The 14,163-nt window shown below is 43.8% G+C and carries 12 protein-coding genes; 5 read left to right on the forward strand and 7 right to left on the reverse strand.

What is annotated here, in order from left to right; genetic code table 11:
* Positions 1–15: 15 nt before the first annotated feature.
* Genes R2Q78_RS17720 through R2Q78_RS17730 form a run of 3 tightly spaced genes read left to right on the forward strand, consistent with a single transcriptional unit; the run spans position 16 to position 2,912 of the window.
* Positions 16–1,047 (forward strand): RluA family pseudouridine synthase, encoded by a 1,032-nt coding sequence (locus tag R2Q78_RS17720; protein ID WP_316793885.1) that lies wholly within the window; start codon positions 16–18, stop codon positions 1,045–1,047.
* Positions 1,048–1,887: an aminotransferase class IV gene (locus tag R2Q78_RS17725; protein WP_316793886.1), complete on the forward strand. Its 840-nt coding sequence runs from the start codon at positions 1,048–1,050 to the stop codon at positions 1,885–1,887. It begins immediately after the preceding gene.
* A gap of 41 nt (positions 1,888–1,928) precedes the next feature.
* A complete protein-coding gene (locus R2Q78_RS17730) occupies positions 1,929–2,912 on the forward strand; it encodes a 2-hydroxyacid dehydrogenase (protein WP_316793887.1) in 984 nt (327 codons plus the stop codon).
* Between the two features lie 27 nt (positions 2,913–2,939).
* On the opposite strand, the gene fmt is transcribed toward R2Q78_RS17730, so the two are convergent.
* Positions 2,940–3,848: a methionyl-tRNA formyltransferase gene (gene fmt, locus R2Q78_RS17735; protein ID WP_316793888.1), complete on the reverse strand. Its 909-nt coding sequence runs from the start codon at positions 3,846–3,848 to the stop codon at positions 2,940–2,942.
* A 78-nt stretch (positions 3,849–3,926) separates the two neighbouring features.
* Here fmt and R2Q78_RS17740 point away from each other — a divergent pair, with 78 nt between their 5' ends.
* Positions 3,927–5,030 (forward strand): DNA topoisomerase IB, encoded by a 1,104-nt coding sequence (locus tag R2Q78_RS17740; RefSeq protein ID WP_316793889.1) that lies wholly within the window; start codon positions 3,927–3,929, stop codon positions 5,028–5,030.
* Here the strand turns inward: R2Q78_RS17740 and R2Q78_RS17745 are convergent.
* Together R2Q78_RS17745 and R2Q78_RS17750 are read right to left on the reverse strand one after the other, a co-directional pair.
* A complete protein-coding gene (locus R2Q78_RS17745; protein WP_316793890.1) occupies positions 5,020–5,232 on the reverse strand; it encodes a hypothetical protein in 213 nt (70 codons plus the stop codon). The two genes, R2Q78_RS17740 and R2Q78_RS17745, sit on opposite strands and share 11 nt — an antisense overlap.
* 17 nt (positions 5,233–5,249) lie before the next feature.
* A complete protein-coding gene (locus R2Q78_RS17750) occupies positions 5,250–6,524 on the reverse strand; it encodes a DUF1343 domain-containing protein (protein ID WP_316793891.1) in 1,275 nt (424 codons plus the stop codon).
* An 80-nt stretch (positions 6,525–6,604) separates the two neighbouring features.
* Here R2Q78_RS17750 and R2Q78_RS17755 point away from each other — a divergent pair, with 80 nt between their 5' ends.
* Positions 6,605–7,825, forward strand: a complete 1,221-nt coding sequence (locus tag R2Q78_RS17755) for an ABC transporter permease (protein WP_316793892.1) — start codon at positions 6,605–6,607, stop codon at positions 7,823–7,825.
* Here R2Q78_RS17755 and R2Q78_RS17760 read toward each other — a convergent pair whose 3' ends face one another.
* The 4 genes from R2Q78_RS17760 to R2Q78_RS17775 form a co-directional block, all read right to left on the reverse strand.
* Entirely contained in the window at positions 7,826–10,234 is a 2,409-nt protein-coding gene (locus R2Q78_RS17760; protein ID WP_316793893.1) for an alpha/beta hydrolase family protein, read from the reverse strand.
* A gap of 85 nt (positions 10,235–10,319) precedes the next feature.
* Positions 10,320–10,781 (reverse strand): GyrI-like domain-containing protein, encoded by a 462-nt coding sequence (locus tag R2Q78_RS17765; RefSeq protein WP_316793894.1) that lies wholly within the window; start codon positions 10,779–10,781, stop codon positions 10,320–10,322.
* A 48-nt stretch (positions 10,782–10,829) separates the two neighbouring features.
* Positions 10,830–12,992 carry a GH92 family glycosyl hydrolase gene (locus tag R2Q78_RS17770; protein ID WP_316793895.1) on the reverse strand — a complete coding sequence of 721 codons (2,163 nt, stop codon included), beginning with the start codon at positions 12,990–12,992 and terminating at the stop codon, positions 10,830–10,832.
* Positions 12,993–13,088: 96 nt separating this feature from the next.
* The gene (locus R2Q78_RS17775) at positions 13,089–14,039 is read right to left on the reverse strand and encodes a hypothetical protein (protein WP_316793896.1); all 951 of its coding nucleotides are present in this window, start codon (positions 14,037–14,039) and stop codon (positions 13,089–13,091) included.
* Between the last annotated feature and the right edge of the window lie 124 nt (positions 14,040–14,163).

Genomic DNA, 14,163 nt, shown 5'->3' on the forward strand with positions numbered 1-14,163 from the left:
AAAAATATAGTTTTAATGGAAAATATCACCAGCGGGCAGGAGTTAGAAGATCAGGATCTGTACGAACATCTGAACATCGTCGTAGATAAAGGACAGTCTTTATTACGAATTGACAAGTTTTTGATGCACCGGGTAGAAAATGCTTCGCGCAACAGGATACAGAATGCCATAGATGCTGGGAATGTCCTGGTCAATAAAAAGACGGTCAAACCAAGCTATAAAGTAAAGCCTGCCGATGAAATCTCCGTTGTCTTCCCGCATCCGCCCAGAGACACCGAGGTTTATCCTGAAGACATACCACTGGACATCGTATATGAAGATGATGATTTGCTCGTGGTAAATAAACCTGCTGGTATGGTGGTACACCCGGGTTACAACAATTATACGGGCACACTGGTAAATGCGCTTGCCTTTCATTTCGAACAACTCCCTCAGTTACCTGGTAATGAGGGCAGACCTGGATTGGTGCACCGGATTGATAAAGATACATCGGGTTTATTGCTCATCAGCAAAAACGAGATCACGATGACCAAGCTGGCCAAACAGTTCTTTGATCACACCATCACCCGCAAATATGTAGCACTTGCGTGGGGAGATATCGAGAACAATGGTACTGTTACGGGTTATATAGGCCGTAGCTTAAAGAACCGTATCGTGATGGATGTATATGATGATGAAGAAAAAGGGAAGTGGTCCGTAACACATTATGCCGTTCTTGAGCGTTTAGGATATGTAACTTTAATCAGTTGTCAGTTAGAAACCGGCCGTACACATCAGATCAGGGCACATATGCAGCATATCGGACATCCTTTATTCAATGATGCCAACTACGGAGGCGATAAAATTTTAAAAGGTACTACCTTCAATAAATACAAGCAATTTGTTCAAAATACTTTTGAGCTTTTGCCGCGTCAGGCACTTCACGCACAAACTTTAGGATTTATTCATCCTACCACTAAAAAATATATGGAATTTGAAGCACCTTTGCCTTCAGATTTCGACTCCGCTCTGAATAAATGGAGAAATTACATCGTACAGCCCCAATAAATGCACCAGGAATACATAATACATAACGACGAGTTTATACCTGTAAATCAACCCATCCTTACTGCCCACAACCGGGGATTCAGGTATGGCGATGGCCTGTTTGAGTCGATGCGCATGGTCAATGGAAAGCTTAAATTTGCCGAGCAGCATGCCGACAGGTTAAAAGCCGGAATGAAGGCATTGAAAATGGAAGGGGCAAATTTGCTGGACGAATATTTCCTGAAACAGAAGACCGCAGAGCTGTGCAAGAAGAATAAACTTAAAGACAATGTACGGTTCCGTTTGTCCGTGTATCGGGAGGGGGAAGGCCTCTATACACCCGCGACCAATAAATCCGGTTATGTGCTGGAGGCAAGTCCGCTGACGGAAAGTACTTACGAACTCAATAAAAAGGGACTGATCGTAGATGTCTATGATGAACTTACAAAATCTGTGGATAAGCTGGCCAATTATAAGACCTGCAATTCCCTGGTCTATGTCATGGCGGGACTCTATAAAAAGCAACACAGCCTGGATGAAGTATTTATACTGAACCACAATGGTTTTTTATGCGAAAGCATCAGTTCAAATGTATTTGTAGTGTACAACAAACAAATCTATACTCCAGCTTTATCTGAAGGATGTATTTCGGGTGTGATGCGCGGAGTAGTCATGAATATCGCCAAAACCAACAACATTCAAATTGTAGAAGCACAGATCAATCCCGAGGTCTTAAAAGAAGCAGAAGAAGTATTCATCACCAATGCCATAGGAGGAATCCGATGGGTGATGGGATACGGTAGAAAGCGTTACTTCAATGAGGTGACCAAGCTGCTCAGTGCTAAACTGAATGTATTGTAATTTGTATTCGTCTTCGTACTATTTGTATTATATTTAGACTTATGAAGATCGCAGTATTTAGTACCTGTCAGTATGATGAAGAGTTTTTAAGCCGTTTCAATACCGGGCATCAATTGTCTTTCTTTACCGTTGCCTTAAGCGAAGATACCGTTAAACTGGCTGATGGATTTGATGCGATCTGCGTTTTTGTAAATGACAGCATCAATGCGGTGGTTTTAAATCAGCTGCATAAAAATGGCTTAAAATTAATTGTCTTGCGCTGTGCAGGGTTCAATAATGTGGATATTACCACTGCAACTCAATTGGATATTCCAGTGCTCAGGGTGCCCGCTTATTCACCGGAGGCAGTAGCTGAGCATGCGATGGCATTAATACTGACACTAAACAGGAAAACCCATAAGGCTTATAACCGCGTAAGGGAAGGTAATTTTTCTTTAGAACGACTAATGGGGTTTAACCTTCACGGACGTAAAGTAGCGGTGCTGGGTACCGGAAATATCGGTGCCGCCTTTTGCAGAATTTTAACCGGATTTGGCTGCCGGATCAGCGCCTATGATCCTTATCCCTCTGAAGCACTTAAAAAAATCGGTATCCATTATGGTACGCTGGAAGATACACTGGCCGATGCTGATGTCGTGGCCCTGCACTGTCCTTTAACGGAACAGACGAATCATCTGATCAATGCGGAAAGTTTAAAGTTGTTTAAACATGGGGCGATGCTGATCAACACCAGCAGGGGTGGTCTCATTGAAACTAAAGCAGTCATTGAAGCCTTGAAAACAGGGCAACTGGGATCACTTGGACTTGACGTCTATGAGCAGGAAGGAAAGCTCTTTTTCCACGACCGTTCGGAAGATGTAATACAGGATGATTTGATTACAAGACTCATTTCTTTTCCAAATGTACTGATCACTTCACACCAGGGCTTTTTTACCAAAGAAGCCATGGAGGAAATTGCCAAAACTACCTTTGGAAACCTGGATGCTTTTGTCAAAGGAGAAGAGCTGGTCAACCGTGTAAAGTAATTTTATAAACACCAGCTGGAACCTGCGCTATAAACGCATGCCTCTTAAAAACTCTTCAACCGACATTCTTTTCTTGCCTTCATATTGTAAGTCTGTAAGCTTGATAAAGCCATCTTTGGCTGCAAATTTCAGATAAGTTTTACCGTCAGATAAAAAAGCTCCGGGTGATATGCCCGGTTCCTTATCTTCCAGTTCTGCTCTAAAAACTTTAAGTGTCTTCTCATTCAGCTTTGTAAAAGCCGTTGGATACGGACTTAGCCCGCGGATCAGGTTGTATATTTTTGCTGCGGGTTGGTTCCAGTCGATCTGACAATACTCCTTAAAGATTTTGGGTGCATGTTTAAGGTCATCACTCTGAGGTTGTGGCTGCTCAGTGTATTCCCCCGCAGCGATAGCCTGAACCGTACGCGTCAGTAAACCGGCACCTACATTCATCAGCTTGTCGTGCAACTCACCTGCAGTCTCATCTTCAGCAATAACCACACTTTCGGAGAAAATAATATCTCCTGTATCGATCTCATGCTTTAGGAAAAACGTCGTTACCCCACTTTCTTTTTCTCCGTTGATGATCGCATGGTTAATAGGCGCAGCACCCCTGTACTGAGGCAGGAGCGAACCATGAAGATTGATGGTGCCCATGCGAGGCATATCCCATACCACTTCAGGGAGCATTCTAAAGGCTACCACAACTTGCAGATCTGCCTGCAATGACCGTAGCTCATCAATAAACAAAGGGTCTTTCAGTTTCAGGGGCTGCAATACTTTGATGCCCTTTGATACCGCATACTGCTTTACTGCACTTTCCTGAAGTTTTTGTCCGCGGCCGGCAGGTTTGTCTGCTGCAGTAACTACAGCCACAATATCAAATCCTGCTGCTACCAATGCATTTAGGGAAGCAACTGCAAAGTCCGGGGTGCCCATGAAAACTATTTTCATATGTTTTTGTTTGTGATTAACGGTTATGACGCTACTGCAAAATAACTAAAAATTAAACGCATTTTTCAGCATATCCTTATGGTACAAACCTTAGAAGAGATCAAATCCAGTGGCTTATCTTATGTAACCGATAGCCAGCCAGGGATATACAGGAACGGGACGCCCGGAAAGTTTTATTACACGGACAAAGATGGAAAGCGCATCGATGATGAGGCCCAGCTCAGCCGCATCAAGTCGCTTGTGCTACCGCCAGCCTGGCAAAAGGTATGGATCGCACCAAAGAAAAATGCCTATCTGCAGGCTACGGGAATTGATGCGGCAGGAAGAAAGCAATACCGTTATCATCCGGACTGGACTTCCAGAAGATCGGATAGCAAATATTTCAGGTTGCAGGAATTTGGAAAGGTACTCCCGCAAGCCAGAAGGCGTATCGCAAAAGACCTGAGGAGAAAAGATTTCGACGAGCAGAAGGTCCTGGCCATTTGTATGCAGGTTATGCTCAAAACCCTGATCCGAGTAGGCAATGACGCCTATAAAGAATTATATGGCAGCTATGGACTGACCACCTTGAGAAATAAACATGTCAAGATCCAAGGTAATCAGTTGCAATTGACCTTCAAAGGTAAAAAAGGGGTGCAGCAGAACGTGCAGCTGAATGACAAGACACTGGCTAAGCTCATCAGACAATGTAAAGAAATACCTGGTCAGGATCTCTTCCAATATTATACTGAAGGTAACGAACACCGACCGATAGATTCAGGGCGGATCAACAATTACATCAGGGAGATTACCGGTAGCGATTTTACTGCAAAGGATTTTCGTACCTGGGGAGGTACGCTTGAGGCTTTAAGACAATTGGCCATCTGTTGCGCTACTGATGATCAGGATAAACCGAAGAAGAAGGTCATTGTAGAAGTGCTGGACTGTGTGGCTGGGAAGTTGGGCAATACACGTGCTGTTTGTAAAAGCTCATATGTATACCCGTTGTTGCTGGAAGCTTTTGAAAATGATCAGTTGGCAAAATACCTTAAAAAGGTCAATAAAGACCATAGCGATAGCATCAAAGCGGTTGAAAATGATGAGAAAGTGTTAATGCAATTTTTAAGAGCCGCACAGAAGGCAGTTGTAAAACCCGCAACAGTTATTGATAAACCTAAAACAAAAAAAGCGCCTAATCTTTAGGCGCTTTTTTTATTGGATGTACTGGCTGTTCACTTTGCTCCCTTTGTTTTGCAGGGTTTTTGAAGTGTGCTTCTTCTCCTTTATAGTCTTTATCCTCAGCCTTTTTTACAGCCTTATCTCCGGCAGGAACTTTGTCTTTCGGAATTTCTTCCCTATAGTTGCTGCTCGGCTTTTCGTTTTTCTTTTTTGGTTCGCTGTTCATCGTATGTCGGTTCCTATTTAAGGATACAACAAATACTTCTTGCGCATTGTTTTATACTTACTCAGCCCCGGTTCCCAGCTGGCCCTGATTTCTTTCTCAGACTTGCCTGCTATGATCTGTTTTCTGAAATCAGCTACACCAATTAGTCTTTCTATCACACCCATCTGGTTACTGAGTTTCGAGTTGAAAAAGTCTGCCTTATTCGGTGAGTTTTTATAAAGCTCAATCATCCAGCTCAAGTTAAGCTGCTTTGTATTCCGGAATTCCGAAGTGTCATAATTCCTCAGGTCCAGTCCATAACATACCTGATTCATGAAAATAGGGGTTTCAGACATACCCTTTATGCTTACCGGGGTAAAAGAAAAACTGTATTTACCTTTTAGTGCCGGAGCACCTACTATCGTAAAGGGAAATTGTGTGCCTCTGCCATAGTTCAAATAAGTCCCTTCAAAAAGGCACATACTTGGATACAATAAAATCGACTGTGGAGTATTCAGGTTTGGCGATGGGTTCACCGGAAGTTCATAAGGTGTATCATGGGTGTAGTTGGCTACTTTGATGATCTTGATCTTACACTGCAGCTTGTTGTCCAGCCAATTCTCACCATTCAGCATTTGCGCATACTCAGCGACGGTAAGGCCGTGCACTGCAGGAATCGGCTTCAGACCTATACCTGATTTAAACTGTGGGTCCAATATCGGACCGTCAATATAGAATCCATTTGGGTTGGGCCTGTCCAGTATCAGGACTTCCTTTTTACGCTCAGCACAGGCTTCCATCACATGTTGCAAGGTATTGATATAGGTATAAAAGCGTACACCAACATCCTGGATGTCAAAAACGACAACATCTATATCGGAAAGGTCTTCTGCAGTAGGCTTGGAATGTTTTCCGTATAATGAAACCACCTTAATTCCTGTTTTAGTGTCAATCTCATCGTTTACATGCACGCCATTACTGGCATTACCCCTGAAACCATGCTCAGGGCCAAAAATCTTTACAATCTTCACACCTAAACTTAACAGACTGTCTACTGTAGTTTCTTTCCCAATAATTGAAGTCGGATTTACCACCATTCCCACACGTTTCCCCTTCAGATAAGGCACGTATAATTCTGTTTGCTCTGCACCGGTACGCAATTTTTCTCTGACAGGTTTGTCGAAGTTCTCTGCTTTTACCTGATCTGGTTTTGGTACTCCGGGATTAAAAACTATTTTACCGGGCGAACCGCAGGCTTGTAGTGAAATGGAGAGCAGTGCTGCATTTAGAATATGTATAAGAGATGAAGCCATTAAGAACCTTTTTTTATTAAAATACGTTTAAATCAAAATCAATTAAGCATTTTTGCTAAGTTACAATTTATTGCAAGAGGTTGAATACAGAATATTTCATAGCAGGACGGATAGCCGTTAAATCTGAGCGTACATTTTCAAAACTGATCGTTCGCATAGCCATCGCCGGCGTAATGCTCAGTCTTGCTGTGATGATGCTTTCTGTAGCAATTATTAAAGGCTTTAAAAGCGAAATCCAGGAAAAAGTAAGGGGTTACATCGGAGATGTAAGGGTCTTTAAATTCGACCTCAACAACTCTTTTGAGCTTTCTCCCTTTACCCCCGCTGCCGAAACCATCAAAGACCTTAAAAACAATCCGGATGTCGAATACTTTCAGCCTTATGCGACCAAGCCTGCTATCATATCAGTCAATGATGAGGTAGAGGGGATAGTTTATAAGGGAATTGACAAGACTTTCAACTGGGACTATATCCGCAAGCACCTGGTCAGCGGCAATGTGATCAACTTTACGGATAGCGCAGCGGCAATGAAGCAGATCATGATCTCGCAGTTCACCGCCGACCGCCTCAAACTGAAAACAGGCGATAGTTTCATCATGCATTTCGTGCAAGATCCTCCACGTCCGCGTAAATTCACCATAGCAGGCATTTACAGCATCGGAGTAGAGGAGATAGATAAAGGATTTGTCATCGGTGATATTAACGTCATCCGAAGGCTCAACAACTGGAAACCCAATGAAATTGGCGGACTGGAAATCAGGGTCAAAGACTTTACAAAACTACAGCAGGTGTCGCGAAAAATCTATGAAGGACTGGAAATGAAGCTCAAATCAGAATCTGTGCAGGAGTATTTTCCTGCGATTTTCACCTGGCTTTCTTTGCTTGATGTCAACACCAAAGTATTGCTGATCCTGATGATGGTCGTAGGTGTCATCAACATGATTACGGCCTTGCTGATCATGATACTGGAACGCACCAATATGATCGGTATGCTGAAAGCATTCGGTATGACTGATTATAGTGTCATGAAGATCTTTCTTTACAATGCGCTTTACCTCGTGGGTATCGGACTCATACTTGGCAATATCCTCGGATTAGGCTTAGCCTTCTTGCAGCAGAGTACGCAAATCTTTAAGCTTGATCAGACTTCCTATTATTTGTCTTACGTACCGTTGGAAGTTCATTTTGCAGACGTATTGCTGCTTAACGTAGCAACTGTGGTCATCTGCTTAATCGTGCTGATCCTGCCTTCTCTGTTGGTCAGCAAGATCAGCCCGTTAAAAGCAATCCGGTTCAAATAACTATTTCGCGTTTTTCACGTACTTATCCAGCCATGCATTCATTTCCCATAGCATGTGTAATAAGTTTTCTTTCCCGGCATAACTGTGTGACTCATAAGGCAGGAATACAAAGCGTGTAGTTCCTCCAAAGCCTTTTATCGCAGCAAACAGCCTTTCACTGTTGATAGGAAACGTACCCGGGTTATTGTCGGAATCACCGTGTATCAACAGCAGCGGGGTTTTTATCTTATCAGCATAGCTGAATGGACTCATTTCATAATACAATTGGGGAGCTTCCCAATAAGTGCGTTCTTCGTTCTGGAAGCCAAAAGGAGTAAGTGTTCTGTTGTATGCACCGCTGCGTGCAATTCCGGCCTTAAACAATCCGGTATGCGCCAGTAGATTGGCAGTCATGAATGCACCATAACTGTGTCCGCCTACAGCCATACGGTTCTTATCGCCTACACCCATTTCAGAAAGTTTATTGATGGCAGCTTCTGCATTGAGCTTCAGTTGTTCTACAAAAGTATCGTTTGGTTTTTTACCATCTTTGGCTACAATTGGCATTTCCGCATTGTCCAGCACAGCATAACCCTGTGTTACCCAATAGATCGGTGAGGCCCAGCTGATGGTCGTAAAACGATCCTTAGAACCCCTGATTTGTGCTGCATCTGCGGCAGAGTTAAACTCACGGGGATATGCCCACAGTAAAACAGGCAGCGGACCGTCTTTAGCTTTATCGTATCCTTTTGGCAGGTAAAGGTCACCGGTCAGGTCTACACCATCTGCACGTTTGTAAGAGATTTTTTCTTTGGATACACCTGCCAGGGAAGGATAAGGGTTGGTGAAGCTGGTGATCGGCTGATCTGCAATCCTCAGCATCAGGTTTTTGATGTAATAATTCGGTACATCTTTCTGGGATTCTTTCCTGGTCAGTAATACCAGTTTATTGGCATCCAATACATCAGAAACTACTTCATAAGTGCCCTCTGCACTGCGCCAGATGATCTCATTCTTTTTGGTATTCAGGTCAAATTTCGCGAGGAAAGGTAAATCTCCTTTTGCAGAAGAACCTGTCGTATTGTTCATCAGTAGTTTAGTGCCATTCTCCAATACCTGGATCACTTGTCTTCCGTATTTGTTTTTGGTCGTCACAGGTGACCCCGGGTCATTGTAAGCATCCGTTTGGTTCCGCTCGATCAATGTCTCCAAAGCACCGGTCGATGGGTTATAGCGGTTAATTCTTACCGTTTGTTTGCTGCGCAGACCTTCCTGTACCAGTGCAAGCGTAGCATCACCCCAGGAAATGCCCCTGAAACGTGTTTGTGTTTTAAACAATTCCTTATGCTTACCAGTAAAAGGTGCGCTTAGCGCATAAACGGCATCATGATAATCTACCTGTTTTTTGATCAGTCCGCTGTCAAGTGGCTCTGCCCAGGTAATGGTTGCAGGTTCGTCATCACGCCAGTCATATCCGCGCGCTACATTCTGCGTATTGTCATAGCCCGAAGGAGTGCCTTCTGAAGACGGCAATTTAACGATTTCTTTAACCAGTTTGCCATTCAGGTCGGTAATGGAAATGGTAGAAGGAAAACCTCCCGCTGCTACCAGATAAGAGAATGGTTTTCTGATGGTCCTCACCATTAAATAATTCTTATCCGGAGAAATGCTGACTCCGGCATAGATGGCTGGTTTTCCTACCGGCGTTTCTATGCCATCGGTGTTTTTTACCAGTTGCGAAGTCGCGTAAAACTCAAACAGCTGCTCGTCATATGGCGATTTGATCAGATCCTGGTAAGTTACGCTTGGCGCTGCCTTACCCAGGTTTTGCTGAACCGTAGGGCCTTTTGGCATCAAGGGCTTTGCGGGAGCCGAGCTTGCCGGTTTTGTTGCGATCCTATACAACAATGTGGTGTTATTTAGCCAGCTGATGCCTCCGCCCAACACCACATTTAAAGCACCTTTATTGATTTTTACTGCCTTCTGTGTAGCTACATCAATGGTATACAGGTCTACACCTTTTTGCGTGGTATTGGTAAATGCAATCTTTTTCTCATCGGGACTCCAGCTGATGTTGCCCGCATATAGGGGAGAAGGTACGCCGGTTACCACAGTCGTTTTTCCCGATTTGATGTTCTTTATGCTAAAACTGTTGATGAATACCTGTCTGCTCGGAGAGTAATTATTGGGATTAATGCGCAGTCCTGCTATGCGGTATTCCGGCATCGCCAGCTCTTCTACAGAAGCATAAGAATTGCGGTTGCTGAGTAGCATCCATTCTGCTTTTCCGTCGATGCTCACACCAGGTGTAGGTTTGGCCAGCAGCAGATCCGCCATCGCCTGCGGCGGTGTCTGGTAGTCCACAGCATCCTGAGCATAAACTCCTATAGATCCCGTAAGCAGGAATAGATTAAGTATCAGTTTTTTCATATCAGTCAATATTTTGATGATACAATATTAAGGATAGTTTATACCATAACATCGTACCATTGTATCAAAATATTGATACAATGGATTACTCTTTTACACCCACAAAGATCTCAACTTCTGCCTGATCAGGATTTTGAGCACCTGCTCCGTAGATTTCAAAATCAGAAGTATAAGCCCTCGGTAAATCTGTATTCCAGATTTTCTGCCATTCGGTAAAAACAATCTGATCGCTCAGTTTGCCCTTTGCCACAAATGTTGTGTAGCTGCCACCGCCAATAACCTTGCCGATAAGGCCCTCAGGAATATCGGTCAGCTGTTCTACTCTGCAGCCAATAATGGTTGTGTAAGGCTTGGTATAATCCAGCTCATAGTCCGTATAGATGGAATAAACCTCCTCACTAATTTTCCCGGGAATGCGGGCAGCAATGTTTTCAGTAAAAAACCGGTTCCATAGCAAAGGGATATCCGCGGCAGATTGTCCATTTTCATTGGTTGTCCGCACAGCAATTCCGATAATGTTAATCGGTTTAATGGTTATTGTGTTCATACAGTTTTTTTTAATACGCCTGCAAAAATAAGGATGTCACTGACAACCCTATGGCAGTGTGGTAATTTCCAGCAGACCTCCATTTTTAAAAAGATCGTGAGGAACGAAGTAACCTTTTACTGCCTTGCCGTTCATTTTGATGCCTGTAATTTTTCTGCCTTTGCCGGGTTTTTTAATCGTAAGCAGCTTACCGGTATTTGTGGTCCATTTTATCTCATCAAATAAAGGTGCAGTAACGAGGTATTCCGGATCTGTAGCGGAAAAAGTATAAAGACCAAGGGCACTCAATACGTACCAGGCCGACATCTCGCCGGCATCGTCCATTCCGGCAAGCGTGATCCCATTGTCCATACCGTAAAGGTTATTCAATATATGATCCAATATCTTTTGTGTCTTTTCCGGTTTTCCAATCAGGGTATAGGCAAAAGGGGCCTCATGATCCGGTTGGTTGCCATGACAATACTGACCGATAAACGTTTCCACATTCCGTGCAATGTATTTAGGGTTCCAGGGAACAGTAAAAAGGGAGTCTAGTTTAGCTTCAAATTTATCCGCTCCTCCGTAAAGTTCAATTAGACCGGGCATGTCATGCGGCGCAAAGAAAGATACCTGCCATGCATTGGCTTCCCTGTACATGTACTCATAATAAGGGTACTGCGGATTAAAATTTTTCACCCAGCTGCCATCTTCCAATCTCCCCCGCATGAATCTTGTCGAAGGATCAAACATGTTTTTATAATTTTTAGATCTCGCCATCAGCATCCGGTAATTGGCTGTATCACCCAGGTTTTTAGCTAGCTGAGCTACAGAATAATCGTCATAAGCATATTCCAGGGTCTTGGAAACACCTGCTCTGGCCTTGGTTTCCACATGAGGTTTGTCCACATCAGGATCCGAAATATAGCCCTTTGCCAGGTACTCTTCAAGGAAAGGGCGTGCCCGTCCCGGTACATTGGCGTTTTTCAGTAGCAGCTGGTAGGTAGCCTGAACATCGAAATCATCAATCCCCCTAAGGTATGCTCCTGTGATAGAAGATGCCCCATGGTCTCCGTGGAAGAACGTCGGGATAGCTCCTGTTTTATCACCCACATCTTTCATGGATTTGATGACGTCAAGCGCAACCTTAGGACTCATCAGCCCCAGCAGTACATCCTTATTGCGGTAGGTGTCCCATAGCGATGGTTCTGTATAGTAATTGAAATCAGCTTTTGAAGTATTTCTCTTTGCATCCCTGTATTCCCCATTTACATCACTTCGCAGTGCGGGCCAAAGCAGCGAACGGTAAAGGGAAGAGTAAAGCATGGTTTTTTGTTTTTCATTTCCACCTTTTAGCTGTATGGTTGAAAGGATGTTCTCCCAGGCCTGATTTGCAGCGTTTTTAATCTCTTTAAACGATTTAGCACCAATTTCCTTAATAAGATTTTCCCGGGCATTATCAGCACTTACAAAAGACAACCCGATTTTCAGTTCTACCGGTCCGGTGCTTCCATTGGCAAGATGCAGGATGGCATAGCCGTCTTTTTGTCCTGGATTTTTTTGTTCAATACTGTCGATATCCGTGTTCAGGATCACATAGAAATGTATGTTCTCACCTCCCTGAAACCCTTTCAGTGTGTTTTTGTCGATCTGCTCAATGTTCCATCTTGATACCCCGCTCAAGGCTTTGGACAGGTCGAACAGAATCTGTCTGTCCTTGTTGTTTTTATATTCATACCTGTGATATCCCGCTCTTAAGGTGGAGGTCAGGCTCACGTTAATCTGGTAGTCATCAAGATATACCTGGTAAAATCCGGGAGCTGAGCTTTCGTTTTTATGGGAAAAATGTGATCCGAATGTAGCGCCTGGGCTGGACATCGGAAGAATGGGGACATTGCCCAGGTTCCAGTGGCCTTTATTCGTATGGGTGAAACTCACAATCCTGTCGTCTTCATATTCATATCCGGCGCCAGCAGGCTGGTATTTAGTCATTGGACTCAGCTGCACCATGGCATTGGGCAGTGAGCTTCCGGGAAAGGTTAGGCCCGACCAGGCACGCCAGCCTTTTGGTAGTTCATAGCCGAGGATCTTAGGGTCGGTAAGCCCTGAGGTGCCGACAAAAGTGTTGACATAGCCGGCATTGCCTTTTACTTGCTGCGCCTGACCCTGCTGGCTTACCATAGTAAGGGCAAGAAGAAAGGCCGAGCTTAAAATCGTCTTAAATAGGTTTGTCATTGGTCAATTAAGTTGTGTGTACCCAAATATATAAAATTCGGCCAAGTAAGCACCAGTCTCTTTTGGATACACAAATTTGTTGCTTTTTTCCGTCGGTTATTCCGAGCAAACCAGCAAGTTGGATTGTCCCAATCGCTGACAGCCTCTGCTGGCAGGGACAGCTACATCCCCAACCGGGAGGAACTTAATTGTGCCGGCAGATTTGGGTACATAAATGACAACTTCAGTTTTGGAATAAGAGTGGGGCAGGTATTTGATGTAATAACCATCGGGATGCAATCCCCAGACTCCGCTTGGAAAATCAGGATCGGCAGGTGCTATGCCACCAAGCATCGCCAGACTTTCTATCTGATCGTAAGACGCATTGGCCTGGTACATCAGTCCCCTGATTTTATTTTCTATTTCGATTATGGTTTTTGCCGGTTCAGGCAGGTTGCTGGTGAGTTTGGTCATCGCTTCGGCCGAAAGGTAATCTACAATGGTGCTTCCTAATGCAGAAATGTCATTCTTGTTTAAAAGCACACCTGCCGTGAGTTGCAGATCGGCCGACAACTTGCTGAAGTTAGTTTTCGCAACAATGGCCCACAGCAGCAGCTGGACTTTGCGCTGCTCAATTTCAGGATGCTGCTCCCAATTTGCAATAAGGGTCCTGGCTATTTTTTCTTTTGGTCCGGCAAGCGGAGCAAACAAATATCCGTTTCCTTTATCGGGTCCGTGTGTACCCGCCTGCAAGCAAAAACTTTTAAAGGTTCCGGTATAGAAACCAGGTTTTAAACTGAAACCTTCTGTTGCTGAATAGCCAGACTTAAGGTCACATAATTTCTTTTTTACAGAATCTGCACCAAAGCCCGGAGGCATGAGCTCTGTTTTGTTGCAGTCGTCAAAGTTGGTCGTAATCGGCTGATTTTGCAGCAATTTTAACTGTTTGTTGTTCAATAATGATGAGGCGCCATTGTTAAGGGCATCTTTCAATTTGCCAAATTGTGCATAGGATGCAGTGGCCATGGCTAACAAAAGCAATAGTGCGGGGAAGATCGTTTTTTTCATAGTTTGTCATTAGATGGTGTCTTCAAATTTAATAGTTTTTAACACATTTATTTTTTAAAGTCTAATTAAAATTACTGCGCTTCGTACCTAGATTTTTTCAGGAAAGAGCGTAATAAAGCAGCGT

Source organism: Pedobacter frigoris, from assembly GCF_032678645.1.
GTDB classification, from domain to species: domain Bacteria; phylum Bacteroidota; class Bacteroidia; order Sphingobacteriales; family Sphingobacteriaceae; genus Pedobacter; species Pedobacter frigoris_A.

Excerpts from the sequence above, each read along its gene's own strand:
- R2Q78_RS17720 (WP_316793885.1), top strand. The coding sequence starts at position 16 with ATGGAAAATATCACCAGCGGGCAGGAGTTAGAAGATCAGGATCTGTAC.
- R2Q78_RS17725 (WP_316793886.1), top strand. The coding sequence starts at position 1,048 with ATGCACCAGGAATACATAATACATAACGACGAGTTTATACCTGTAAAT.
- R2Q78_RS17730 (WP_316793887.1), top strand. The coding sequence starts at position 1,929 with ATGAAGATCGCAGTATTTAGTACCTGTCAGTATGATGAAGAGTTTTTA.
- fmt (WP_316793888.1), bottom strand. The coding sequence starts at position 3,848 with ATGAAAATAGTTTTCATGGGCACCCCGGACTTTGCAGTTGCTTCCCTA.
- R2Q78_RS17740 (WP_316793889.1), top strand. The coding sequence starts at position 3,927 with ATGGTACAAACCTTAGAAGAGATCAAATCCAGTGGCTTATCTTATGTA.
- R2Q78_RS17745 (WP_316793890.1), bottom strand. The coding sequence starts at position 5,232 with ATGAACAGCGAACCAAAAAAGAAAAACGAAAAGCCGAGCAGCAACTAT.
- R2Q78_RS17750 (WP_316793891.1), bottom strand. The coding sequence starts at position 6,524 with ATGGCTTCATCTCTTATACATATTCTAAATGCAGCACTGCTCTCCATT.
- R2Q78_RS17760 (WP_316793893.1), bottom strand. The coding sequence starts at position 10,234 with ATGAAAAAACTGATACTTAATCTATTCCTGCTTACGGGATCTATAGGA.
- R2Q78_RS17765 (WP_316793894.1), bottom strand. The coding sequence starts at position 10,781 with ATGAACACAATAACCATTAAACCGATTAACATTATCGGAATTGCTGTG.
- R2Q78_RS17770 (WP_316793895.1), bottom strand. The coding sequence starts at position 12,992 with ATGACAAACCTATTTAAGACGATTTTAAGCTCGGCCTTTCTTCTTGCC.
- R2Q78_RS17775 (WP_316793896.1), bottom strand. The coding sequence starts at position 14,039 with ATGAAAAAAACGATCTTCCCCGCACTATTGCTTTTGTTAGCCATGGCC.